This window comes from Zooshikella sp. RANM57, from assembly GCF_050749885.1.
Classification (GTDB): domain Bacteria; phylum Pseudomonadota; class Gammaproteobacteria; order Pseudomonadales; family Zooshikellaceae; genus Zooshikella.
Genome location: NZ_JBOIUB010000006.1, coordinates 279,869 through 306,215 on the forward strand (window position 1 = coordinate 279,869; position 26,347 = coordinate 306,215).

Annotated in this window: 17 protein-coding genes; 5 read left to right on the top strand and 12 right to left on the bottom strand. The window is 41.7% G+C overall.

Going from position 1 to position 26,347, the window contains the following annotated elements; genetic code table 11:
* Positions 1 to 16: 16 nt before the first annotated feature.
* Positions 17 to 2,989 (bottom strand): bifunctional [glutamate--ammonia ligase]-adenylyl-L-tyrosine phosphorylase/[glutamate--ammonia-ligase] adenylyltransferase, encoded by a 2,973-nt coding sequence (glnE, locus tag ACQ96U_RS14675; protein ID WP_431722022.1) that lies wholly within the window; start codon positions 2,987 to 2,989, stop codon positions 17 to 19.
* A 269-nt stretch (positions 2,990 to 3,258) separates the two neighbouring features.
* Between glnE and aceE the strand changes: the two genes are divergently transcribed.
* The gene (aceE, locus tag ACQ96U_RS14680; RefSeq protein ID WP_431722101.1) at positions 3,259 to 5,913 is read left to right on the top strand and encodes a pyruvate dehydrogenase (acetyl-transferring), homodimeric type; all 2,655 of its coding nucleotides are present in this window, start codon (positions 3,259 to 3,261) and stop codon (positions 5,911 to 5,913) included.
* 36 nt (positions 5,914 to 5,949) lie between these two features.
* The gene (gene aceF, locus ACQ96U_RS14685; protein WP_431722023.1) at positions 5,950 to 7,572 is read left to right on the top strand and encodes a dihydrolipoyllysine-residue acetyltransferase; all 1,623 of its coding nucleotides are present in this window, start codon (positions 5,950 to 5,952) and stop codon (positions 7,570 to 7,572) included.
* A gap of 102 nt (positions 7,573 to 7,674) precedes the next feature.
* On the opposite strand, the gene ACQ96U_RS14690 is transcribed toward aceF, so the two are convergent.
* The 11 genes from ACQ96U_RS14690 to ACQ96U_RS14740 all read right to left on the bottom strand — a co-directional run bounded on the left by ACQ96U_RS14690 (position 7,675) and on the right by ACQ96U_RS14740 (position 22,792).
* Positions 7,675 to 9,321, bottom strand: a complete 1,647-nt coding sequence (locus ACQ96U_RS14690; protein ID WP_431722024.1) for a M20/M25/M40 family metallo-hydrolase — start codon at positions 9,319 to 9,321, stop codon at positions 7,675 to 7,677.
* A 484-nt stretch (positions 9,322 to 9,805) separates the two neighbouring features.
* Positions 9,806 to 10,456 carry a hypothetical protein gene (locus ACQ96U_RS14695; RefSeq protein WP_431722025.1) on the bottom strand — a complete coding sequence of 217 codons (651 nt, stop codon included), beginning with the start codon at positions 10,454 to 10,456 and terminating at the stop codon, positions 9,806 to 9,808.
* Between the two features lie 502 nt (positions 10,457 to 10,958).
* Positions 10,959 to 12,848 (bottom strand): carbohydrate binding domain-containing protein, encoded by a 1,890-nt coding sequence (locus tag ACQ96U_RS14700; RefSeq protein WP_431722026.1) that lies wholly within the window; start codon positions 12,846 to 12,848, stop codon positions 10,959 to 10,961.
* 39 nt (positions 12,849 to 12,887) lie between these two features.
* Positions 12,888 to 13,577 carry a hypothetical protein gene (locus ACQ96U_RS14705; RefSeq protein ID WP_431722027.1) on the bottom strand — a complete coding sequence of 230 codons (690 nt, stop codon included), beginning with the start codon at positions 13,575 to 13,577 and terminating at the stop codon, positions 12,888 to 12,890.
* A gap of 930 nt (positions 13,578 to 14,507) precedes the next feature.
* On the bottom strand, positions 14,508 to 16,370 hold the full coding sequence (locus ACQ96U_RS14710) for a carbohydrate binding domain-containing protein (RefSeq protein WP_431722028.1): 1,863 nt from the start codon (positions 16,368 to 16,370) through the stop codon (positions 14,508 to 14,510).
* Between the two features lie 67 nt (positions 16,371 to 16,437).
* Entirely contained in the window at positions 16,438 to 17,157 is a 720-nt protein-coding gene (locus ACQ96U_RS14715; protein WP_431722029.1) for a hypothetical protein, read from the bottom strand.
* A 505-nt stretch (positions 17,158 to 17,662) separates the two neighbouring features.
* Positions 17,663 to 18,526, bottom strand: a complete 864-nt coding sequence (locus tag ACQ96U_RS14720) for a hypothetical protein (protein WP_431722030.1) — start codon at positions 18,524 to 18,526, stop codon at positions 17,663 to 17,665.
* Between the two features lie 262 nt (positions 18,527 to 18,788).
* Positions 18,789 to 19,286 (bottom strand): NfeD family protein, encoded by a 498-nt coding sequence (locus ACQ96U_RS14725; RefSeq protein ID WP_431722031.1) that lies wholly within the window; start codon positions 19,284 to 19,286, stop codon positions 18,789 to 18,791.
* Complete coding sequence (locus tag ACQ96U_RS14730) at positions 19,286 to 20,200, bottom strand: SPFH domain-containing protein (protein ID WP_431722032.1); 915 nt, start codon at positions 20,198 to 20,200, stop codon at positions 19,286 to 19,288. Before ACQ96U_RS14730 ends, ACQ96U_RS14725 begins: the two co-directional genes overlap by 1 nt.
* 142 nt (positions 20,201 to 20,342) lie before the next feature.
* On the bottom strand, positions 20,343 to 22,151 hold the full coding sequence (locus ACQ96U_RS14735; RefSeq protein ID WP_431722033.1) for a GspE/PulE family protein: 1,809 nt from the start codon (positions 22,149 to 22,151) through the stop codon (positions 20,343 to 20,345).
* A 2-nt stretch (positions 22,152 to 22,153) separates the two neighbouring features.
* Complete coding sequence (locus tag ACQ96U_RS14740) at positions 22,154 to 22,792, bottom strand: inorganic triphosphatase (RefSeq protein ID WP_431722034.1); 639 nt, start codon at positions 22,790 to 22,792, stop codon at positions 22,154 to 22,156.
* A 239-nt stretch (positions 22,793 to 23,031) separates the two neighbouring features.
* Between ACQ96U_RS14740 and ACQ96U_RS14745 the strand changes: the two genes are divergently transcribed.
* The 3 genes from ACQ96U_RS14745 (at position 23,032) to argE (ending at position 26,307) form a co-directional block, all read left to right on the top strand.
* Entirely contained in the window at positions 23,032 to 23,712 is a 681-nt protein-coding gene (locus ACQ96U_RS14745) for a TIGR00153 family protein (protein WP_431722035.1), read from the top strand.
* A gap of 28 nt (positions 23,713 to 23,740) precedes the next feature.
* Positions 23,741 to 25,012 (top strand): inorganic phosphate transporter, encoded by a 1,272-nt coding sequence (locus tag ACQ96U_RS14750; RefSeq protein ID WP_431722036.1) that lies wholly within the window; start codon positions 23,741 to 23,743, stop codon positions 25,010 to 25,012.
* Between the two features lie 113 nt (positions 25,013 to 25,125).
* Complete coding sequence (gene argE, locus ACQ96U_RS14755) at positions 25,126 to 26,307, top strand: acetylornithine deacetylase (protein ID WP_431722037.1); 1,182 nt, start codon at positions 25,126 to 25,128, stop codon at positions 26,305 to 26,307.
* Positions 26,308 to 26,347 lie beyond the last annotated feature (40 nt).

A 26,347-nucleotide genomic window follows, 5' to 3' on the forward strand; every position in this document is an offset into this window, starting at 1 on the left:
TGCAAAAGGTATAAGTTTAGTCGGCACCACTCTCATGAGCTACTGGGCTAGGGGTATCCCCAAGTAGTTGTTGCCAGAGTGCAATGACACCCTGCCGATATTCATGAAAGGAATCGCCGGTAACCACACCAGACTGATTTTGTAACACCAGCCGATGAGCCGCAGAACGATAAGCCTTGTAAGCCTCGCGGAGCAGGTTAGCAGATTCAGGTGCTAACAGGCCTGCTTTTTCTAACTCCTCCAAGATCCGAATATTATCGGTATAGGTCAGTAAGTCAGAATTTTGGTGCGACCAAGCCAGGACCATATATTGCACCATAAATTCAATATCAACGATACCTCCATAATCGTGTTTAAGATTAAATTTGGCCTCAGATAACCAGGCAGTCTCATTCCTCCCCCCACTCGTTTCCTTGGTGGCTAAGTTATCGCGCATTTTATTACGCATAGAAATGACTTCTTCTTTGAGTTTTTCCTGGTCACGAGCTTGACTCAGCACCTCAGCACGAACTCGGTTAAATTGCTCTGTTAATGGGGCTGATCCAGCAACTACTCTTGCTCTGACGAGTGCTTGATGCTCCCAGGTCCAGGCTTTATCAGTTTGATACTCCGCATAAGCATTAATAGTTGAGACCAATAACCCTGATGCACCCGAAGGCCTTAACCGCATATCAACATCATAAAGTTGTCCTGAAGGTGTCTGTGCAGTAAGGATGTGAATCATGCGCTGTCCGAGGCGCATAAAATAAAGACTGTTATCTATTTCCTTAGGACCAGAAGAAGCTTTGTTATGAGGTGCGTTATATACAAATACTAAATCCAAGTCAGATCCATAACTTAGTTCTATACCCGCTAATTTTCCGTAAGCGATAACAATAAACTCAACTTGATCACCCTCCACCCCACCAGGAAAACCATACCGGCTTTGCACGTAATGCAGCGCAATGTACAACACATGCTCTAACACTGCTTCGGCAATCCAGGTTAAATAGTCACTGACTTTCATTAAAGGCAGAGTACCTGCGACTTCAGAGGCAGCCACTCTAAGTACATGAGCCATACGAAAGTAACGCAAGCTTTCCATTTGTAGCTCAATATCTTCCTCTGGCACTCTCGCTAATTGCTGTCGAAGCTCATCGGCCAATGTTTCTTTATCGGGTGGAGAATAAAGTGACCCCACATCTAAAAATTCATCAAGCAAAACAGGGTAGCGAGCAATGATATCGGCAATCCAGGGGCTGGCAGCGCACAGCTTTAAAAGTTGCTGAAGAGCCTCTGGATTCTCAATCAACAACAATAAATACGCAGTTCGCCTTAAGACTCGCTCCACTAAAGGTAAAACTCTTAGTAATGTATTACTGGGATCGCTTTGGTGTACAACCGCAGCAAGTAACATGGGTATGAAAGTATCTAATCGCTGCCGACCTTTACGCTGCATCATTCGTACAGCTTTACCATTGGCCATTTGCTGTAAATGCTGAAAAATTGTTTCAGGCTGTTGAAACTGATGAGTTTCCAACTGTTGAATAGCTTCGTCTTCATTTAGTTGCCCTTGCCACAAAGACTGCCAACAGGACAACACTTCATCAGATGCATGTTCTTCGCTGGGTTCTGCTACCATTTGTGAAAAATGGTAACTAACTTTTTTGCGGTGCGTATCCAAAGCCAGGACTAACGCACTCCAGTCTGAAAATCCCAAACTCCAGGCGAGTCTGTCTTGCTGTGTTTTATGGGTTGGTAAGTCTTGAGTTTGCTGATCTGCCCAGGCTTGCAGCACATGCTCTAACTTACGTAAAAACTGGTAAGCACGCTCAAGCTCTTGGGTAGCCACGAGCGGAAGATAGCCCTGACCCGCTAACACCTTTAGTAACTTAAATACTGACTTTTGTTGCAGAGCCGGGTCCCGACCACCATGGATTAATTGAAAAGCCTGGACAATAAACTCAACCTCACGGATACCTCCTGGTCCAAGCTTTATATTGTGCTGACGCCCCTTACGTACCACCTCACGGCTAATCATTTGTTTCATTTCTCGCAGTGCATTAATGGCACTAAAATCCACATAGCGTCTGAATACAAATGGCTTCAACCTGGCAAGTAAATCTTCTCCTGCTTTTTTATCTCCGCCAACCACCCGCGCCTTGATCATGGCAAAGCGCTCCCAGTCACGCCCTTGGTCCTGATAGTACTGTTCCATAGCATCAAAATTTAAAACCAATGCACCACTTTGCCCATAAGGACGTAACCGCATATCAACCCGAAAAGCAAAACCATCTTTTGTATTAGCATCCAGTACATTAATCAGTTTTTGCCCAAGACGAACAAAAAACTCCTGGTTACTGATAACCTTTTGTAGTCCTTCCGTTTGCCCTGCTTGAGGGTAAGCAAATATCAAGTCAATATCCGAGGATAAATTTAACTCCCCGGCTCCCAGCTTCCCCATACCAAGGATGACCATATGCTGTGGTTTACCCTGCTGACTTGGTTGTTGCCAGACAGGTGTTCCCCACTGTTTAGAGAAATGCTGGTAACACCAGTGATAACTGCCATCAATACATTCTTCAGCAAGCCGAGTTAATGCTGAAGTTGTCTCAGTTAATGTTGCTTTATTAGCTAAATCACGCCAAATGATGCCTACCATTTTTCTATGACGAAACTGTCGTACAACCTCCATCACTCGATTTTCATCATCAATCTCAGCAAGAATTGATGATAACGTTGGTATTACCGAACTGCTTGATATCTGGCTTTGTGGATCATATTCAGACGCTAGCGCTAATAGCCAATCAGGGTGATGACAACATTGCTGAGCAACATAGCTACTCCCTCCCCACACAGTCACCAAATCAGCCCAAAAACTGTCTGGCAATCTATCCAAGTCATTGCAAGTTGTGTTATTGTCGCGGCAATTTTGTACAAACTGCTCCCAGTAAAAAGTCACTAACGAACTAATCTCCTGGGGACAATCGTTTAATGGCAATGATCGCATTGCTAATCCTTATTGACTCAAACTTGACAGATGAGAAGGTACAACCTAAAGGTTTTGAACAGTTTTTAACCTTACTTTTTTTGTAGCTTTACTACATAAACTCAGCCTTAAAGACCTCAAATTGGATCAATTTGTAGTATTACTACATAAAAAAGATTAAAATCGTAATAATCTTTTCAATTCTTAGATAATCAAGCGCTAACAACCTTGTAGCTATAATCATTATACGCCTGATCCCAAGGCTTCTAAGACCTGGAGCAATTTAAATGATGCAGAATGATGTGGATCCTATTGAAACCCAAGAGTGGCTCGAAGCGCTAGAGTCAGTACTCGAAAAAGAGGGAGAAGATCGTGCGCATTATTTGCTGACTCGCCTTGCACGATATGCGAGCCGCAAAGGAACTCAGTTGCCGTACGCTATTACGACGCCATATCGCAACACTATCCCTTCATCCCGTGAAGCGCGTATGCCTGGCGACTTATTTATGGAGCGCAGAATCCGCTCGCTGGTTCGTTGGAATGCAATGGCGATGGTTATGCGGGCGAACATGAGTCCAGATGATCTTGGTGGACACATTTCCAGTTTTGCATCCAGTGCAACCTTGTATGACATTGGCTTTAACTACTTCTTTAAAGGTCCCAACGATGAAAATGATGGCGACCTGATTTACTTCCAAGGCCATACTGCACCAGGTATCTATTCTCGTGCCTTTTTAGAAGGCCGCATCACCGAACAACAGCTCGATAACTTCCGTCGTGAAGTTGATGGCAATGGCTTATCATCTTATCCACACCCTTGGCTGATGCCTGACTTCTGGCAATTCCCAACCGTTTCTATGGGCCTTGGTCCGTTACAAGCCATTTACCAAGCTCATTTCATGAAGTACTTGGAAAACCGTAGCATGGCTAAAGCCGGCAACCGTAAAGTATGGGCATTCCTGGGTGATGGCGAAATGGATGAGCCAGAATCTATGGGAGCCATTGGTATGGCTGGCCGTGAAAATCTGGATAACCTTATTTTTGTGGTTAACTGTAACTTACAGCGTCTAGATGGCCCAGTTCGTGGTAATGGCAAAATTATCCAGGAGCTTGAAGGTCAGTTCCGTGGTGCAGGCTGGAACGTTATTAAAGTAGTTTGGGGCCGCCACTGGGATCCTCTATTTGCTCAAGATGACAATGGTTTATTGCAACAACGTATGGACGAGTGCGTTGATGGTGACTACCAAAACTACAAAGCTAAAGGCGGCTCTTATACCCGTGAGCACTTCTTTGGTAAACACGATGAAACACTGAAAATGGTTGAGCACTTGTCAGATGACGATATCTACAAGCTCAACCGTGGTGGTCACGACCCTTATAAGGTTTACGCTGCTTACCATGCTGCAGTTAACCATACTGGTCAGCCAACAGTTATTCTTGCCAAGACCGTTAAAGGTTACGAAATTGGTAGTGGTATGGCTGCTAATACCACACACTCACTGAAAAAGCTGAAGCTAGATGAACTGAAAGCATTCCGTGACCGCTTCGATATCCCCATCAAAGATGACGAACTTGAGAATGTCCCATACTACTGCCCAGACGCAGACAGCCCAGAAATGGTCTACATGCGCAAGCGTCGTGAAACACTGGGTGGCTATATCCCTCAGCGCCGGACTAAGAGTTCTTCACTGCCTACACCAGAGCTAAAAGCCTTTGAACAAGTCACTAAAGGTAGCGGTGAGCGGGAAATTTCAACCACTATGGCCTTTGTTCGCATCTTGAATGCGTTGGTTAAAGACAAAGCCATTGGCAAGCACGTTGTACCTATCGTTCCTGACGAAGCGCGTACTTTTGGTATGGAGGGCATGTTCCGCCAGTTAGGTATTTACTCTTCTGCTGGACAGCTTTACGATCCAGTCGACTCTGACCAAGTCATGTTCTACAAAGAAGACAAAAAAGGTCAGATTCTGCAAGAAGGTATTAATGAGGCTGGTGCACACTCTGCGTGGGTTGCTGCAGCTACGGCGTATAGCTTCAATAATGTCCCCATGATTCCGTTCTATGCATTCTACTCAATGTTCGGTTTCCAACGTACAGGTGACCTGGCTTGGGCCTCTGGTGATATCCAGGCACGAGGCTTCCTCATTGGAGCAACTTCAGGCCGTACCACACTCAATGGCGAAGGTTTACAACACCAGGATGGTCACAGTCATATTTTGGCTTCGACCATTCCAAACTGTATAAGCTATGACCCAACCTATGGCTACGAACTGGCTGTGATTGTTCGTGATGGTATTCGCCGGATGTATACCGAACAGGAAAATGTGTTCTATTACATCACAACGATGAACGAGAACTACCAACACCCTGCTCTTCCAGAAGATCCTGCGGTGATTGATGGTATTCTGAAAGGACTATACTGCCTCGAAGAGAACTCACGTAAAGCTAAGCTAAAAGTTCAGTTAATGGGTTGTGGCACCATCCTGCAAGAAGTGCGTGCTGCAGCAGAATTACTGAAAAAAGACTTTAAAGTAGAGTCTGATATTTGGAGTGCAACCAGCTTCAATGAACTTCGTCGTGAAGCACTAGAAGCCAAGCGTTGGAACCAAATGCACCCAGAGTCTGAAGCGAAAGTTCCTTATGTGACTAGCTGCTTTGCTAACCGCCAAGGGCCTGTTGTTGCTGCAACAGATTACATGAAGCTTTACGCTGACCAGGTTCGTGAATTTATTCCTTCACAATATGTGGTATTGGGTACTGATGGTTTTGGCCGTAGTGACTCTCGTAAAAAACTGCGTGAATTCTTTGAAGTAGATCGTTACTTCATCACTATCGCTGCCTTAAATGCGCTGAAAGAAGAAGGGCTAATCGAAGCCAGCGTGGTTACCAAGGCAATGCAGAAGTACGGCATTGACCCTGAAAAAAATAACCCCGTTAAGTGCTAACACCTTCAGTCACGGATTAATTAAGGTAACACGCAAATGACAGACGAGATTATTAAAGTACCCGACATTGGTGGCAGTGAAGACGTCGAAATCATTGAAATTTCCGTCAATGTAGGTGATGACGTTGCGGAAGAAGAATCACTGATTGTTTTAGAGTCAGATAAAGCATCGATGGAAATCCCTTGCCCTAAGGCTGGCCAAATCAAAGAGATCCTGGTCAAAGTGGGGGACAAGGTTTCTGAAGGACACGACATTATCGTTCTGGCAACTGCAGGTAGTAGTGCTCAAACAGATACCACAAGCCAACCTGCAGTAGAAGAGCCTGTAAGTCAGTCAGCAACTGAAGATGCTCCAGCCCCAGTAGCTGAAGCACCTACCGAGACAACAGTAGAAATAATCAATGTTCCTGACATTGGTAGTGATGACGTTCCTGTCATTGAAATATGTGTCAGTGTCGGCGATGAAATTGCTGCAGAAGATTCTTTGGTTGTTCTTGAGTCAGATAAAGCCACGATGGAAGTCCCTGCACCTAAAGCAGGTGTCGTGAAAAAAATTCTGCTTAAGGTCGATGATAAAGTTTCAATGGGTGATGCGATTCTGGAGCTTGAAGTAAAAGGTGCTGCAAAACCCGCAGCCCCTGCACCTCAGCCACAGAAAGAAGCAGCAGCACCTACTGCTAGCGCACCAACAGCACCCGCTAAGCCTGCAGCTTCAGCTCAAACAGCCAGTGCTGCAGCCTCTTCTCAGCTCCAAGAGCCTAACAAGCGTATTCATGCCGGTCCGGCTGTACGCAAATTAGCCCGTGAGTTTGGTGTTGATATGGCACTCGTCAGAGGCTCTGGTCCTCGTGGACGTATTCTCAAAGAAGACGTACAACAGTATGTCAGTGAGCAGTTAAATAAACCTAAAGCAGCACCCGTTGCAGAAGGTATGGGTGCAATTCCTACTGTACCTGCGATTGACTTCAGCCAATTTGGTCCAGTGCGAGAAGAACCACTAACACGTTTACGTAAAGTGGGTGCTTTTAACTTACATCGCTCCTGGCTGAATGTTCCTCATGTAACGCAGTTTGAAGAAGCTGATATCACAGAGTTAGAAGTATTCCGTAAAGCACAAAAAGAAAAAGGCGTTAAAATGACGCCATTGCCTTTTATCATTAAAGCTTGTGTTCACGCGCTTAAAGCTATCCCACAGTTTAATGCTTCACTGAACCCAACAGGTGATGCATTAATCATGAAAGACTACTACCACATTGGGTTTGCTGTAGACACACCTGATGGATTACTGGTACCTGTTATTCGTGATGCGGACAAGAAGAGCTTAACGCAGCTCGCACAAGAAACAATTGAGCTAGCCGGAAAAGCGAAAGACAAAAAGCTGACTCCAGCACAAATGCAAGGGGCATGCTTTACTGTTTCAAGCCTTGGTAGCATTGGTGGAACTGCATTTACACCTATCGTTAATGCACCAGAAGTGGGTATTTTGGGTGTATCTAAAGCCAGCATGAAGCCTATCTGGAATGGTAAAGAGTTTATCCCTCGTCTAATGCTGCCACTGTGTTTGTCCTATGACCACAGAGCAATTAATGGCGCAGATGCCGCACGCTTTGCTTCAGTACTTGCTGCTGCACTTGGGGATATTAGAGAGCTATTGCTTTAATATTCACCATTGCTATTTAGTTGCTAAAAAAAGCCCATCAACTGATGGGCTTTTTCATTTAATCGTGTTTTATTTTGAGAAAACGACAGTTGATTTAAAAAATTATTTCCAACTCCACCGTTGGTAATCCTGATCCCAGTTATACCACATACCCACTTTAGCCCCTTGCATATACCCATAAATGGTAAGTACACGATCAGAGAGACTATCATTCATTAATGCTTCACCATTGAGGCTCCATTGCTGACTATTACTGCCAGAACATTTTTCCATAGCCACTGAACCACTACTTCCACTACTACTTGTCACAGTCAAACATAAATCTTTATACAGTTTTGACTTCATTGCCCCATCATTACCTAGCATCCACAGCTGACCATCCGTTTTACTACAGTCATTCGCTAAAGGTGCTTTCGAGTCTTGGACATCAAGGCAAAAACCAAGGGCAGAGGAAAACTGTTTATACTCACCCTGGTCATCCCCATCACCATCGTCGTCACCAGCACTCTTAGCTAACTCAACCAAAAAGGTAGTGGCTAATTGAGCAAATTTTAATGCATGGTTTGCATTATTGCCTGACTTATCAAGGGTGTCATTGGCGGTATGAATATAACGATTACTCTGTTGCATAGGCGCTTCAAACGGCATGCTCGCAGCGTATCCTTGACGATGCCAGGACGCATGATCAGAACAAGCATAGCCACAACGCATTGTGGTATAGCTGTATTGAGAAAGGTACTCTCCGATTAGTCGTTTTAAGAATTCATTTTGCGCAGAATTGGTATAGTCAGTGACTAAAGCATAATCATATGAAGACCCCTGGTAGTTAGTCATATCAAGCTGCATGACACCCACTACATTTGCACCCTGGCCTTTCATGTCTTCTGCAATGTCATCTGAACCTAATAAGCCAACCTCTTCAGCAGCATAAGCCATAAATTTAATGGTTCGTTTTGGCTTGTAATTATTCGCCATCATTACTTTTATGGCATCCGTAATAGCGGCAATGCCTGATGCATTATCATCGGCACCAGGTGCACGGGCATTTAACTTATCATTGACAGTGTGATTAATAGAGTCCATATGTCCACCGATGACAACCACTTCATCGGTACTACCATCACCTTGTAATGTCATAATAACCGAAGGCTGTTTCCATCCACTATGACTGTATAATTCAACTTTTGTATCAGTACGTCCTTGCGCTAAACGCTCCCAGTTATTTTTAATCCAACTAGATGCTTCCTCACCTGTATCACTACGATAATAGCGGTTATGAAAATCTGCCATTCCTTCAATTGTCGTACGAATATCTCTTTCTTGTAATTGAGGTAAAAACCCATTAACCACTTTTTGTTGGTCTATCGTATAGTCAACAGCGACTAATGATTCCGTCTTGTTCGCCAACATTTCATTGGCAGCTTTCACTGCATCAGCATAAGAGTCATGCACCATGAAACCACCACAGCGCTTGTACTTGGCATGCATATAATACGAAATTAAATCAAGGTGGGCTGGGTCTAGCTGTGTCACAGTAACATCAGTCTGGGCTAAACTTGAAACATTGTATTTAGGAAGCTGGTTGCCCATGAGTTGCTGTATACCTGCATAAGCATCTGAACCCATTGTTACCCACAGCTTTTGCTTCTCTTCAGTGATGCCACTTCCAATACTAAGGCTTGAAGTCACAAGACTCCCCGTTAAGACCAACGAAGCAATTACTCCTGCTGAAAGCTTTTTGATTTTCATATAAAATTCCCTGTAAAAGTGACATCCTTGTTTTTTTAACTTTAAGCTTTGCGCCTCTAACAGCAAATATTTTTTTTGCGCGACTGTCAAGTAAAGAAATCGACTTTTAAATCAACATATAAAATAGCAAGAATTAATTAGCTAGAAACAGCATCAGTTTTTCACCTAACACCTTATAAGAAATAACCTATAAAAAATAAAACACTTTTAAATTTAATATATCTTCAACAACTACTTGCAACTTTCTCACACATGAGCAAAACTCAGAAAACTATTTACCGCCATTTCAACCATTAAAAAAATAAGCCATTAATAAAGAATAACAATAAAATATTACCAAATTACACAATGCAATTTTCAGAAAATATTTTTTTGCAAAAGAAATCAAAATTAACTAGCTAAAAGAATATAAACTTAACATTTATATTGGATAAGAATAAAGCAGGATAAGTTATTACCGTGTATAAGGAAGGCTTTTTAGTTATTAATCTGTTTGAGCGAACTGATTAGAATCAGACTTTGTTTTGTCTTTAGATCTATCCACCAGGTCATTAAGCGCCTGTGTTTCATTGATCATTGTACCGTAACCTGTTTCATTATTTATTCGGACAGAATAAACCGCTTGTTTGGTAGAAATCGTGATATAAGTTTCATGACTTCCTTTTGTTACTAAAATACTCTCTCCTGGTTGACTGTTTAGTAAGCGCCCAGACCAAACTTGCATATTATTTCGTTGGTTATGTGTGGAAAATAGCTCAGCCTGAAGTGCTTTGCTTAATCCAGGTACTTTAAGTTGTAAAACTTGACCAAGATTTAGAGACGCCAATACTTGACGGTTTGCTTGAAGTTTTAGAAGGGGGACTCCATCTTCAACTTTTGAGGGAACAGGGTCAACCGACCAAATGTGGTCACCCATTAGGTCAGCTTGTTGCAGTTCATTAGCAGATGACCCAAGCACTGTATTTTGAACCGTTCCAGCTTTAGAGGTATCAACGCTTGAAATCGTTGTGGTAGCCGTTTCCTTGACCTGTAATGCACTGTGGTTTTGCTCGGATAAATTAATAGAAGTCAATGCAACAAATGTGCTGCATGCCAATGATAACAATCCAGAACAGCCAAAAAAGAATACCTTCATGCATCGATCCCTAGATAAATAATAATGATTACTCATTATCAGGCTGAAAATCGTAAGATTTCATAATTTAAATCGCACATATTTCAATTAAGTACTTAGCACTAAATCAATTTTGTTTTGTGAAGTTTATAGGTTAACCCCTAATGCGGTTGTGAAAAAACACACATTCTGTTGCTTATTTATTACTTTTTGTATACCGAATTGATTTGCATCACAGTTAAAATCAAACTCTTGTCTTATTTTTAGCCATTCCCCATAATTATTGTCACGTAGGTAAACACTTTTCATCAGCCTACCTAAAAATAGTCAGTTTATTGTGAAAACAAGAAAGCACTGCACGGAAGACCACAGTGTATACAGAAAGACTAACAGCACATCTAAAGCATTAGGGCCTGTTAAGCTACTGGTTGCGTATGTATTCAAGCTGACATGCTATGCGATATAAAAAAACAGGTGCCTAAGCACCTGTTTTTAACGTATTACAAATTATAACACCGCTATACTACTGAACACGATTCACTTTAACATCATCCAGATAGTACTCAGTGCCAGCAGATGGTCCAACAATCATCATATAGGTACTACGCAAGTTATAACTTGGTGCAGTAAATGTACCTTCAATGTCGTACCATTGCCCCTTATTTACTTTCTTAGCAGATACAGTTTCCCATTTACGGTAGCCATTGCTATTTACATAGGTCAGAACAACTTCAACATTTTCAGTTTGCTGCAAGCTGTAGCCCAGTCTTAACTTAGCCTGCATCTTAAAGCGCTTACCTGGCTCAATAATACCATGAAGGTTCAATGCTGGGCCGCTGTATTGAGATGAACGACTATATGCAATCAAGCTACGATAACCAGATGTGGCATATTGCCATGAGTTAGTCGCGTAAGCACCATATCCAAACCAGTTACCTGTACCACGCTCAAAGTTTTCATCCAACACATAGCTAATAACAGGTTTTGGTGTTTCTTTAACTTTTGGCTGGTCAACTTTTTTCAGTAATACTTCATCCAGGAAAAAGTCAGTACCCGCATCAGGCCCATAAGCTAAAACACGAACAGAGTGTAATGTGCCTCTTGGATTTATTTTGAATTTGCCAGATAGTTTAGAAAGCGTATTGGCTGCCAAAGACTTATTCGCTACATAGTGGTAGTAAGTACCTCGGCTATCAGAGACCTGAATAGCTAAGCTACCTGTACTCCGCGAGCGATAGTTACCACTTAAGCCCATTTTGGCAGAAAGGGTATACTCAACACCTGACTCAACCTTGGTAGTAATATCTTGTACTGCACCACTGTAAAAATAGTTACGATTACTTACTAGGGCAATATAGTCTTTTCCACAGTCACGAGTAGTATAGACTGAGCCAATGTTTTCAGAGCGAGTGTAAGACTCCCATGCCCCAACATTGTTGAAATCACCATCTTCGAGTAAGTTACCTTCTAACTCGTCTTTTTCACAGACAGAAACAGGCTTGGGTTTTGGCTTAGGATTAGGCTTTGATTTTGGTGTTTCTGGGTTATCCGTTTTTGGTGTTTCAGGTTCAGAAGTTGTTCCATCATCAGTAGGCGTAGAGGTATCAACTACCTTTGTTGCCATAAAGTTAACAACTTTACCACCCATCTTATTCAAGTGCTTTGCCGCATCAGCACTACCATGAACACCACATGCATCACCATCACACTGGTAAAGAGAAGGATTAGAAATATAAGGAACGGCCTTAGCACTTCCAAAAACATGAGGATATGCCATGATAGTTGCAAAGCGGTTATATTGACCATAACCACGAGCAGACTTATCTACCCGATAACTTTCTGAATTATAGTCATCCTGCTCTGCAGAGTGTCCAGCACCCGCATTATGCATTGACTCATGCAAAAATGTCCGATTACCACATTCTACACCAACAAGGTTATAGGCATTAGCACTCGCGTTCGAATAAAAGGTATTATTATAACCCCCAGGTACGTAACCTATACCGCATGTGTAGTATACAGCATTTCCTTTAACGACTTTTTCCCGAAGGTTGACTAACGTGACAATATCAGCCCCGTATTTTTTCCTTAAGTTGGCAACCTCACTATTTTCTGCAAATGCAGCCAGAGAACTATTATTTACTGTTTTATAACGACTTATATTACTTGGATTAAATAGTTGCTTATGGACAAGTCGATACTTCAAATTAACATTACTGCGCTTAAATGTTTCATTTGAATAATTAATATAAGAAGCAATTTGTGCGTCAATATCACCTGCTACTACATAATTAACAGCATCTTGAGTATAAAGTACCATGATATCAACAACATTATCACCCGCTTGTGCTGACATAGCAAAACAGCTCGCCAGTGATAACACTAATGCTTTTTTTCGAAACAAAAAACTCATTGCAGGGCTCCCGGAATGGCTCTTCAATCTAAATGTTATTTATTTTGGTTGTGATTTAAGTAAGTCGTCTTTAACAGGAACAGCATCAACATGGTCAGGGTTTTGACTCTGTGCAATTTTATCTTCATCTGTTGCACGCCCCTTTCCCGTATCCTTATCAATTACGATAGTTTGATTACCATAACGCGTAGCTAAACTTATAATTGTGGTACGCTCACCTTCTGTTACCAACATACTTTCTGTGTTATCACCATCAACAATCTCTCCCTTCCACACCATTTCCCCCATGTCGCCGTTATAAGTCTCAACTAACTTGGCTGCAACGGTATGATCAGGTGTTACCTGCATTGTCACAACGCCATCAATAACAAATGAAGACAGTACTGCTGGATCAGCTTGAACGGCATAAGTTTCTTTGTTCTCAATATCTGCATCTTGAAGCTGCCAAAGCTGATGTTGTCCTTTAGTTAAGTCTACGGCTTTTTTTGAAGCAGGTGGCTCAGGTAATACTTCTTCTGTTACTGCTGCTTTAGGATTATTTTCTGATGACTTATTATTTTGTAGTGAAGCTTGACTTGCAGCCTGTTCAGTACTGACTTTAGACACTTCAGAAGTTACTTTTTTGACTTCTGCTTTATCTGTAGACTCTGAACACCCCACCAAATAAAAAGAAAATAGTGAGACGCCTAATACCGACAGTGTCGTACGCATCAGGTTAGTGTAATTCACGTAAAATTCTCCAAGAAATGAGATTGTCTGACAACGTTGTACTACGATGACTCCCTATAAAATGGCACTAATGTGCTGCGACATACCTTGTCACTTTCTCAACGTTAAATAAGACAGAATAAGTATATTATTTGGAGTAATGATTTTTAGCGAACAGGTTCACACTTTTCCGGTTTAAGGTGAACACTCAAGGGGAATATGACTCTAATTCAGGTTAAAGCGTAATACCTAAGAGACAAATGGTTTTAATAAACCATGCTAACAAAGATTAAACACACTCTAAATAGCAAGACTGATCGAAAGCCAAATAGGACAAAAGTACAAATACAGGCTTATCCTAACAACTTACTGTTTAACAGTAAGACATGAATATCTCTTGTCTTGTTGAAAAAGCCACATTAAGGAGCAACAACAGAAGAAACTTCAGAGGGTGTTTCAGATGTATGCAGGTAAGGTGATAGCATAAACGCTGCGCAAACACCTACAAAAATCAAGGCACAGGCTTTTATTAGATTCTTATCAACCATCTCGGCTAAACCCCAGTACTTTATTTATTTCTTACTCATTTATTAATAGAACAGTGATCTAATGTTGCCTTGATATACTTCCAGCCTACTTTCTTTAATAACACCAAAGTAGCACCAAATTTATCAAAGGATTAACTTAGTCATCTAAGTTAAACCGATCCATGTTTACTTATCCCTTAATGCTGGTGGAAGTATAAGTTTCTCCATGTTGAATATAAATGAACTTACTCACACTGGCATTTAAGATGATGCTCTTTTCGACATTAATGAGATAAAGATCTCAATTTGGATGGTGATATGTATCCTTGTCGCTACACACAAGCGTGACAAATTTCTCAAATATATTTAGACGGAAATAAAAAAGCGGGCACAATGTACCCGCCCTACTTACTTATTCAAATCACTACTTTTCAGAATTGAGCTTCAAGCTAATATCATCAATAAAAAGTGATGCGGATGGCTCAGGCCCAAAAATGTACAAGTTTGCATATTTCAGTGTTCCTTTAGGAGCAAACTGCAAGGTTGTAGTAATTTCAGACCAAGCACCACCTGCTGCAAGCTTTTCAGTTGTTAAACGTTGCCAGTGGTATCCTTCTTCGTCTACATAGAAGAGCTGAATATCAATATTCTCTTCTGCTTTAGAGTCCTTACCCAGGCTTGCGGCAAGAGATAAAGTATAGGCTTTACCTGCCTCAATTAGACCTTTCAAGTTAATTGAGGGTCCAGAATACCAATGGCTTCGATCAGATGACATTAAAGACCACTGGCCACCATGAGCAAAGTCAGACTTTCGTTCTAGTGCTCCTGAACCAAATGCAGGCTTCCAACCATGATCACTCTCCTCAAACGAATGCTCAAGCAAAGGAGGATTTGTGGGCGGCTCAGGTGTCTCACTGGAGAATTTCGAAATTTTAACTTCATCAACCAGTAAATCACGTTGACCTTTAGGTCCAAAAATCAGTAATTTAACTTTCTCTACTTTACCTAGCGCTTGCAAAGAAAAAGTCTCATTAATATCAGTCATTTCATTTGTGGTAATGGACTTAATTGACAGGTACTGATAGTAGTAAGCACCAAGGTCATTTTTTATAAGCAATGCAACTAGACCAAAGTCTCGATTTTCTTTGCCATCATCACCCGCTTTCATGCCCAGCTTAGCTGTTAACGTGTACTTTTGATCCGCTTCAAGTTTTCCTGTCAAGTCTTGAATCACGCCATCATAATATTGCTTACGGCTGGTGATATGTAGCAAATTATCACGTCCGCACTCTCGTTTTACAGCATGCTGCTTTAACTGAGTGGCACTTGTGTAAAAAGGCTGCCATTTATCAATACTATTAAAGTCTGACTGCAATACTAAATTATCTTTTTCTAAATCTGGTTTTTTACAGATAGTATCAGGAAGATCGCCATCTCCGGGTTTATCTCCATCTCCAGGGGTATCTCCATCTCCAGGGGTATCTCCATCTCCAGGGTCACCATCATCTGGAGGATTACCACCATCGTCAACTTTGGTTGGCATATAAGCAGCTATTTGTGCTGCTACCTGCTTCATATTTGAGACAGCATCAGCCCCCTCTTCACTTTCCTTATCAACACCACACGTTTGGTCTTTACACTTTTTCAACACAGGAGTCGACATCACCGCGACTTGAGGTGCATCACCATAGGCATTTGAAGAGGCCATAACGGTGGTAAATAAACCATCTTGCCCATGACCTCTAGCCCATGCGTACATTCCACCTTCTGAGTTTTGTCGAGCAGAGTGACCTAAAGAAAAATTATGACCTATTGCATGTACCAGAGCACTTTCACCACAAGAGTCACCGAAAATATTAAACGCTAAATTACCTGCTGTTTCTTTTAACTTTCCGTTTTCACCCTTTGGCATCCAAGACACAATACACTTGTCTCCTGTACGGGTAGTCACAAAACTGACAATATCTGCTCCCTTCTCTTGCCGCAGCTTAGATACCTCACTGTCATCCGTCAGTTTCTTAAGTGTTTCCTGATCAATGTTTCCATAGTCTTTGCTTAGTGTTCCTGAATGCACTAAGCGTAGCTTTAAATTAAGCTCACTATTTTTATAGACTGTATTTGCATACTCTACCCAAGATGCCATTTTTGCTTTTATGTCTGTGTTTTCTGCTACTTCTGGCGAATACATCAGCATAACATCAACTGTCTCAGCAACAGCTGAGGCAGATAGAATAGAGGCAGTTAAAAAACTCAGCCCCATTATCGATCGTTTTATTTGGCTTACCATTTCTTCTTTTCTCCTACATACAACCCTAAGCACTGCAGTGGCTACTTAATCTTTTAAAATTATTTATTTAGCCATTATCTTTTTGAGGTGGCGTTATAGGGACTTCAGGTGCAGGTAGAGCATCATTAAAATTAGTAATTGTGCGTAAGCGGTCTGTTTCACTCACCACAGTGCTTCTACCGGTTTTGTTATCAATGCGAGTGGTGTAAACCCCTTGCTCAGTTGAAACGGTTACATACGTTTCAATTTCTCCACGAGTAACAATCACATTCTCAACGTTACTTCCATTTTCAATTTTACCTTTAAAAACATGAACATCATCTAGCTGGTTATGTGTGGAAGTAAGCTGAGCTTTATACGACTGATTCAATTGAGGTATTTCAAATTCCAGGGTTTGGCCCATTTGAAGACTGGAAACAATAGTTGGATCAACTTGAACATTGTAAGCTGTCACACCAGCATCTTCAGTCGTTGGGTGTTGATCATCCACTTTCCACATATTGATCACTTCATTTGGATCAACTTCAGCTAGTTGTGGACCAGGCTCAGGTAATGGAATATCTTCTTGTTTAGCGACAGCTTCAGCCGTTGCGTCCTCTTGACTAGGCGCAACCGAAGCATTACCCGAATTTACGGGAGCCACAGATTGTGCTTTTTCACCCGCCGTGCTACTGACTGATTGAACACTACTGGCAGGCTTTGTCTTTAGTGCAGGTGTCAAAACTACGGCAGCACAAACACCTACCAGCAGTGCACCAGCACCTATAATTATTTTCGAATTCTTCATAAAAATAGAACCTCTTGAGAAGCAAACTACAGCTCTTGGTAAACAAGCTCAGGAAACACTTCTAAGGAGTATAAAGAGGGCTTATTATGCTTTATGCGATATCTTGCACAATAAAATAAAAGACACTTCAGTAATTGTATATGTTGTAGATATGTTCACGCCGCTTAAGCGACAGTAATCATTTACTGTAAGACAGGTGATTCAGGGATATAAGAAATTCTCTTTGTGAGAAGCACTGATCACTACACAAAGGTAAAAATATGAGAAACGTCTAACTACCAATAATAGTATCAAGTAATGTGAACTATTACATAATAACCATACCGATAGCTAAGAATACACCATTGAACCTCATCGGGTAAAAGCTAACAACCTTAGCAAAAGCAAGCTCAAAGGGTATTCACCTATTATCATATAATAGCCAAAATAGAATCACCACACTGGTGACAGAAAAACTATGGTAGACACCCTTTTAAAGCTCTGCGTTTTTTATCGTTAAATTTATTTATCCTTCTTTTTGTTTATATTTTATAAGCTCACCAATAAATTTAGATAATTTATTAGCAATATTTTCACCACTTCGGATAGCCATCCATCGCTCTAGAGTAACAGGATGTTTAATCCAGCAAGTATTATCCACATTTGAACAATTATATTTAATATCTGTAGTAACGCCATAAATCTTTAAAACTGAATTTTGTAACTGTTTATCGCCATCACCTGCCACTCTTGTGGCCTTAGTTACTATTAACTCTCCAGGATTTTTAGCATTAATAGTGTACAGTTCATCTGCCTCTTTATTTAAATTAATTACTTTGCCTTTTCGCAGGGCATATTCAGAAAGCAACTCATTAATATAAGATTCTAAGGCAACAGTTTCACTTGATGTTTTGTATTGAGCTTTAAGATTGTTTACAACCTTATCCATTTTACTTGGTTCTATTTTTATAACATCGCTTTTATCTGCCGAACTAATCGCAGCTTTTTTCTGCTGATCTTTTTGTTTATATTCTTCAATATTCGTAAACATTCCTAACGCTTCTTGATAATACTCTCCTTCCTTCCCTGTTCGCTTTAAATAACGTTCAACATTTTCCTGCGCTTGATCCATTTTTCTATTTTGAAATAAAACCTTGCCATAAATAAAATAAAACTCATCTGGTGGTGTAACTTGTAACGCAATAGCTTTTTGTAAATATTGCTCAGCTTGGCTGTAATGTCCCTGTTCAATATGCTTTTTTGCTGCCAAAATAAAGCGGTCAACTTCAATTTCTGCAGGCAAATCAGCCATACATAAACTACCAAACGTGAAACAAACAGTAGCTGCTATCCACAACCATACCTTTGCTCCAAACCAACTGTTGATCATTTTTGACCTCACTTATTACGCAATAATTCTTCAGTTGAAAATATACCTTCCACACTAGGTATACTAAATCCTTCACCAATTCTTTTATGCGCAGTCCATAGCATAGTTTAACTTCGTATTCCTCCGAGCTTTCATTAATCGGCTCGGAGGATTTTTTAGTACATTCAGCAGGGATTAATACAGTCTCACCTACAGAGAAATAAGAACATTTGTTCTATTTCCAGTTTAATAGAATCAAATCAATCACTTACCACATATGTACTTAATCAGGTATTTTTTTCTCCTGCACATCATTTTCAATACTCCGACTCTTAACCGCTTCAACTTGAAGCTGCATACCATTTACAGCAACAACTTTTACTTGAGCCCCTTCAGGAGAATCAGGTCCTGTTACCATCCAAAAACTATCTCCCACTTTTATTTTACCGCGTCCACCAACAATCGCTTCACTCACCACATAACATCGTCCTAATAATTGCTGGCTTCTCTGATTTAAGTTTGATTGATTCGGGAGAGAAGGTTTGTGTTTTAAATATCGCCACCAGCTGTAAGCACTAATGAGAGCAATTAAAGAGAATATGATTAACTGGAATTCCCAACTTAAATTAGGAAATAACCACTTAAGTAAACCTACTGTTCCTGCTGAAATACCAATCCACAGGAAATATCCGCCCGTTCCAAACACTTCAACAATGAGACAAAAAAGCCCTATACCAAACCACACCCAAAATGAGATATGCGATAGCCATTCTATTAGCATTATTGTTTCGCCATACTTTCTTGAACAAGTTCTTTAATACCTGCCACAGAACCAATTATGCTAGACGCTTCAAGAGGCATCATAATCACTTTTGAGTTTTCAGCAGAAGCAACGTCTTTTAATGCCTCAACATATTTTTGAGCCACAAAGTAATTCACTGCCTGGATATTACCTTCTGCGATTGCTTGAGAAACCATATTCGTCGCTTTTGCTTCGGCTTCCGCAGCACGCTCTCGTGCTTCTGCTTCTAAAAAGGCAGCTTGACGCTCCCCCTCTGCTCGCAGTATCTCAGCTTGTTTTTGACCTTCTGCCTTTAAAATTTCTGCTTGCCGCTCTCCTTGTGCCTCAAGAATAGCCGCACGCTTTTCCCGCTCAGCTTTCATCTGATTTGCCATGGCTTCAACCAGGTCAGCAGGCGGTGTAATATCTCTAATTTCAATCCGTGTGACTTTTACTCCCCATGGATTTGTTGCTTCATCCACTGTATGTAATAGCCGCTCATTAATCTGATCACGCTGAGATAACATTGCATCCAGTTCAAGAGAACCTAATACTGTACGAATATTGGTCATCGTCAGATTACGTATTGCATGCTCTAACTGATTTACTTCATAAGCGGCTTGTGCCGCATTCACTACCTGAAAGAAGCACACAGCATCAATTGTCACCATCGCGTTATCACTACTGATGACCTCTTGAGGAGGAATATCTAATACGGTTTCCATCATATTCATTCTTCGACCCACTCGGTCAAAAAATGGAATAATGACATTAAGCCCAGGTGTTAACGTTCGGGTATAGCGGCCAAAGCGTTCCACAGTCCACTCATAGCCTTGATTAACAGACTTAAAAGCCATAAACAGCAAAGATAGAGCCAATACCACAAGTACAATAAGAACAATAGGCAGTTCCATTACTGTCTCCAAATAGTCATTAAAGAAAATGTTGCGATGAATTTATCACAGTTATAACTTGGCACATTATTCACAACATGTGGTATTTACATTTAATATCAGCACCTATACATAAAGATAAAATACATAAAGAGAGAGTGTCTTAATGATTCTCTGAGCTGGGAGTAACGCGTAACACCTCTTCGATTGTCGTCAAGCCTGCTGCAATTTTCTGTGCGCCACTCACTCTTAAACTGCGCATTCCCTCTTTATAAGCAAGCTTACGCATTGAAGTAAGGTCGGTTTCACCACTAATCTGATTTTTGACCCTATTCGTTAAACGCAAAATCTCATAGACTCCAACACGTCCTCTGTAACCCGTTTCTCTACATTCTAGACACCCTGCTGGCTGGCAGGCATGACCAGGTACCGGTGCAGACCATGGGCGAGTCAGTTCCCGCCATGCCGACTCATCAACTTGACTTGGTTGCTTACAGGCTGGGCATAACGTCCGGACTAAACGTTGAGCCATAACACCAACCACTGTTGCTTTAATCATATAGGGAGGAACGCCCAGCTCCATAAGCCTGGTGATTGCAGAAGGGGCATCATTGGTATGCAGAGTTGATAACACTAAGTGACCCGTCAAAGCTGCTTGCATAGCCATTTCAGCCGTTTCAAGGTCACGAATCTCACCAATCATGATGATATCAGGGTCTTGCCGTAAAAGTGCTCGAACACCACTGGCAAAGCTAAGATCGATATTATGCTGCACCTGCATTTGGTTGAAAGCAGGTTCAACCATTTCGATAGGGTCTTCAATGGTACACACATTCACCTGAGGTGTAGCCAGCTCTTTTAATGAAGAGTAGAGTGTTGTCGTCTTACCTGAACCTGTTGGTCCTGTGACTAAGACAATACCATTGGGTTGTGTAATCATTTCCTGCCAACGGTCACCATCTTCACGCGCAAGCCCCAGCTCTGCAAACGTCTTCAGCAATACATCGGGGTCAAAAATACGCATGACCAGCTTTTCACCAAATGCAGTAGGTAATGTTGATAAACGAAGTTCCACCTCATTACCTTCAGGACTTTTGGTTTTAAGCCGCCCATCCTGTGGTTTACGTTTTTCGGCAACGTCCATCCGCCCCAGTATTTTTAGACGACTGGTGACGGCTGCACAGACTTGAGCAGGCAGCTCATAAACCTGATGTAAAACACCATCAATACGAAAGCGTAAAATACCTTTCTCACGTCGTGGCTCAATGTGAATATCACTGGCGCGCTGCTCAAAAGCATACTGCAATAACCAATCAACAATATTAACAATGTGCTGATCATTGGCATCAGGCGCCTGTAGATTACCTAGCTCAAGCATTTGCTCAAAATTATTGAGCATGCTTGAATAACCAGAACCAGTAGCCCTAGAAACAGATTGCGCTATTTTATAAAACTCAACACAATAACGACGAATGTCAGCAGGATTACTGACTACTCGCTTGATCTCTTTACGCAATACATGCCGTAAATTATCTTCCCAGCTAAATATATAAGGTTCAGCACTGGCAATGACCACCACATCATTATTTACTTCTACAGCCAGAATCTGATGACGTTCAGCATAAGCATGGGACATAAGTTTTGTTACTGACTGAACATCAATCTTTAAGGGATCAATATGGTAGTAGGGTTGATGTGCCTTTTTGGCCAGCCACTCAGAAAGATTGTCTATATCCAATACCTGAGTCTCATGCGACTCATTTTTAAGCTTTTGCGTTGCCAAATACTCTAGCGGATGCATTTTAGATTGCAGGGCATTACGACGTTTTGATAGCAGCGTCTCTGCTGTTGCCTCTGTTAACAGCCCATCACTGACGAGTGACTCGACTATCCCCCGTAAGTCTAAAACCTGATCAGGCCGTTGTGCACCAGCCCGTGCTTGTATTACTGCCACTTGTGCATCCTTCTTCATTACTATTCATTCACTTCACTACTGTTACCTATGTTTAATAATAGATAACCTCGCTCAGCTTTACTTAAATCACACGGCTCCAATTGGATAAATTTCATTATTTCGTGTGCTACCCCTTTTAAGTCATCAATAGACCCCTGCTTTAACTCAAGTTCAACTTCACTTATAGGTTGCTGAGCACCACCTGCCAAGATTGCTCCAATGTCTAAAACAATCTCAATAACCGCCCCATTAACCAAAGTGACTCGCCAGCTCTCACGCTCAAAGTTTGTGCTCAGTGTTACCTGCAGGTCTGCAGGACTAATTTTTTGTAATGCTTCTGGCCATACTTCTGTCGTTAAGTAAGAAAAATCTAACTCAGATGATGATAAAGACCACTCCCACTCACCACGTACAGACAAACCCTCTACACTGTTCCCCCGTGTTTTCAATGTCTGCAACCAACGTCCATCCCCTGTTAAGCGAGTTCGCAAAGCAACACGTTGCTTATGAAGCTGCTGATCCGCTGTATCGTAATAATGATTAATGAGCTGTTGCTTCCCTTCATACTTACTGGCTTTATTGTTGAGTACTGAAAGTTGACGAAAGTACGCTATGTTCTCTTCATTTATAGCCAGCTTTAATTCTGTTTCTGCCCCCATTTCTTTCTCCTGTAAGCAATTAGTATTAAAACGCTAGTGATATTAAACTTGTCAGACGCCTATGAGTAAAAAAACTCAAAGTAGCGTGCCTAGCATAATGAATAATGCTACTAAGGCGTTGAGAACACTAGGTTTTCTAATAAAGTACTAAAGATTGTTTATTTTTTCTTACATTAGGGGTGGTTTCATTTTCACCAAGCACTTATACTTGCGCCAAATTCTCACAGGAAAAAGCTGTCATGCCTGCGAACAACCTACTCTTAAGTATGTTTGGACGCTCGCCGATAGGGCCGATCCAAAAGCACATCTCTAAAGCGCATGAGTGTGCAACATTATTAGTACCATTTATAGAAGCCGTCCTGGATAATAACTGGGATGAAGCTGCGAAAATACAGGCTGAAATAGCTCGGCTTGAAGGCGATGCTGATCTTCTAAAGAAAAAGATCCGCCTCTCTTTGCCAAAGAGCTTATTTCTTCCCGTACCTCGTACCGACTTACTGGACATCATTACTGTTCAGGATAAAGTCGCCAATCGAGCGAAGGATATTGCAGGCCTCATGCTAGGCCGAAAAATGCAAGTACCTGCTGAACTTCATGCTCCTTTCCTTAAGTATGTTCAACGTTCTGTTGATACGTCTGCACAAGCATTAAAAGCAATGAGTGAGCTAGACGAGCTGGTCGAGACAGGCTTTGCTGGTCGAGAAGTTGGCATTGTTGAAAAGATGATTGAGGAACTGGATGCCATCGAAAGTGACACGGATGAGTTACAAATCTCTATTCGCGCCACCCTGTTTGAACAGGAAAAAAACTTACCTCCCGTGGATGTCATGTTCCTCTACAAAATTATTGATTGGATAGGGGACTTGGCAGATCGAGCATCTCGAGTTGGTAGTCACTTACAACTATTACTTGCCCGGTAAAAAAATCTCAGTAATTCGGTAACTGACTATGAGCATTATTGCTGAATATGGCCCGCTATTATTGGGCATGGCCTGTCTTTTTGGTTTTTTCATGGCTTGGGGCGTTGGCGCTAATGATGTCGCTAACGCAATGGGGACATCAGTTGGCTCAAGAGCCCTGACAGTAAAGCAAGCAATTTTTATTGCTATGCTGTTTGAATTTGCTGGTGCTTATTTAGCTGGGGGATCTGTTACTGCAACCATTCGTAAAGGCATTGTGGATCCCAACCTGCCTATTTTGGCAGAACAACCTGAGCTCCTTGTTTTCGGAATGCTTTCCGCCCTCCTCGCTGCAGGATGCTGGCTACTAGTCGCGTCACTAAAAGGCTGGCCTGTTAGCACCACACACTCCATCATTGGCGCTATTGTCGGCTTCGCCGCGGTAGGCATATCTGTTGATGTGGTTAACTGGGGGAAAGTAGGCACTATCGCAGCAAGTTGGATAGTTTCTCCTCTTTTATCAGGCACCATCGCATTCGGCCTCTTCACCAGTGTTCAAAAACTCATTTTAAATCGAGAAAAACCCTTTGAGTGTGCGCAGAAATTTGTCCCTATGTACATGTTTTTCACCGGGTTCATGATTGCAATGGTGACGCTGGTTAAGGGCTTAAAGCATATTGGTCTTGACCTCTCGTATGGCCAGAGTTTCTTAGTTGCTCTTCTTTTCGGCTTAGCGGTAATGGCTTTGGGTAAAGTTATTTTAAGTCGTATCAAACCTGACCCTAAAGCAGATAAAGACTTCCATTTTACCAGTGTTGAAAAACTGTTTGCGGTACTCATGATTTTCACTGCATGCTCTATGGCATTTGCGCATGGTTCAAATGATGTAGCTAATGCTGTTGGCCCATTAGCGGCTATTTATAGCGTTATTAGTTCATCAGGCCAAGTTCTTGCCAAAGCGAGTATGCCTTGGTGGATACTCTTGCTGGGTGGAATGGGTATTGTTGCAGGACTTGCTACCTATGGTTATAAAGTAATGCAAACCATTGGTAAGAAAATCACAGAGCTCACACCAAGCCGTGGTTTTGCTGCAGAACTAGCAGCAGCAACAACTGTTGTACTTGCATCCGGCACAGGGCTTCCTGTTTCAACCACACATACTTTAGTAGGGGCGGTATTGGGTGTTGGCCTTGCGCGTGGTATTGGTGCACTTAACCTTCGCGTCATTGGTAGTATCATCATGTCCTGGGTTATCACACTTCCAGCAGGTGCGTGCCTTGCCATTATTTTCTTTTACATACTGAAAGGCTTATTTACTTAAATACAAACTCGCCTTTCAAATATAAGCTCAAAAAAAACCAGCCAACTTTCTAAGTGGCTGGTTTTCTTTTAAGGTGTGCAATAACTATCATAAGAAAAATTTTGGAAACCACTATGAGCACATCGGTTCTTCCTCCTCTTCCCGAAATGCTGGCTACTCTTATAGCCTCTAACTCTGTCAGTAGTGCCAATCCTCAATTGGATCAAACCAATCAACCCGTCATAACTCAGTTAGCCACGTGGTTTGAAACGCTAGGGTTCCAGGTTGAGCTAATGCCCGTTCATACGACTCATAATAAAAAACTAAACCTGATCGCCCGTTATGGTGAAGGAACTGGCGGATTAGTATTAGCTGGTCACACTGATACAGTGCCCTGTGATGAACACCTATGGCAAAGCAACCCTTTTCAGCTGACTGAACGTGATGATGCCTACTTTGGCTTAGGTATTTGTGATATGAAAGGCTTTTTTCCCCTCATCATTGAAGCAGTAAAACCTTTATTAACACAAACATTTCAATGCCCACTTGTCGTCGTTGCTACTGCGGATGAAGAGACTTCAATGGATGGCGCTCGCGCTTTAGTTGATGCCCAAAAAAAACTAGGCAGATTTGCCCTTATTGGTGAACCGACCAACATGAAGCCTATTAATATGCATAAAGGGATCATGATGGAACGAGTCTCAATATTTGGTTCATCAGGGCACTCCAGTGATCCCAGTCTTGGCAATAATGCTTTAGATGCCATGTATTATGTACTGGGTGATCTCATGCAGTTTCGCCAGAAACTTGCCAGCCAGTTTAATAACCCGCTTTTTACCGTTCCTACACCAACGATGAACCTAGGCTGTATCCATGGTGGAGACAACCCAAACCGCATATGTGGTAGCTGTGAGTTAGCCTTTGACCTAAGGCCTTTACCTGGTATGAGTACTGAAGCGTTAAGGGATAGCATACGCCAAAGACTTGCTCTTATTGCTGAACAACGATCAATTGATATCGAGCTCAATCCTCTATTTCCAAGCGTTGAAGCATTTGAAACCCCAGCAAAAAGTCCGTTTGTACAATATTGTCAACAACTGACACAACAACAAGCAGAAAGCGTGGCTTTCGCAACCGAAGCGCCGTTTTTACGATCTTTAGGTATGGATACTGTGGTACTGGGTCCAGGCGATATAGCTAAAGCACATCAGCCTGACGAATGTTTACCATTATCACGCATTAACCCTTTTATAAAAATCCTGCAGCAGCTAATCCATCACTACTGCATTTCTTCAGCAGGTTTAAAAGTGACCTAACCATTTAATTGGGCATAATTGCCCAATTATTTTATCTAAA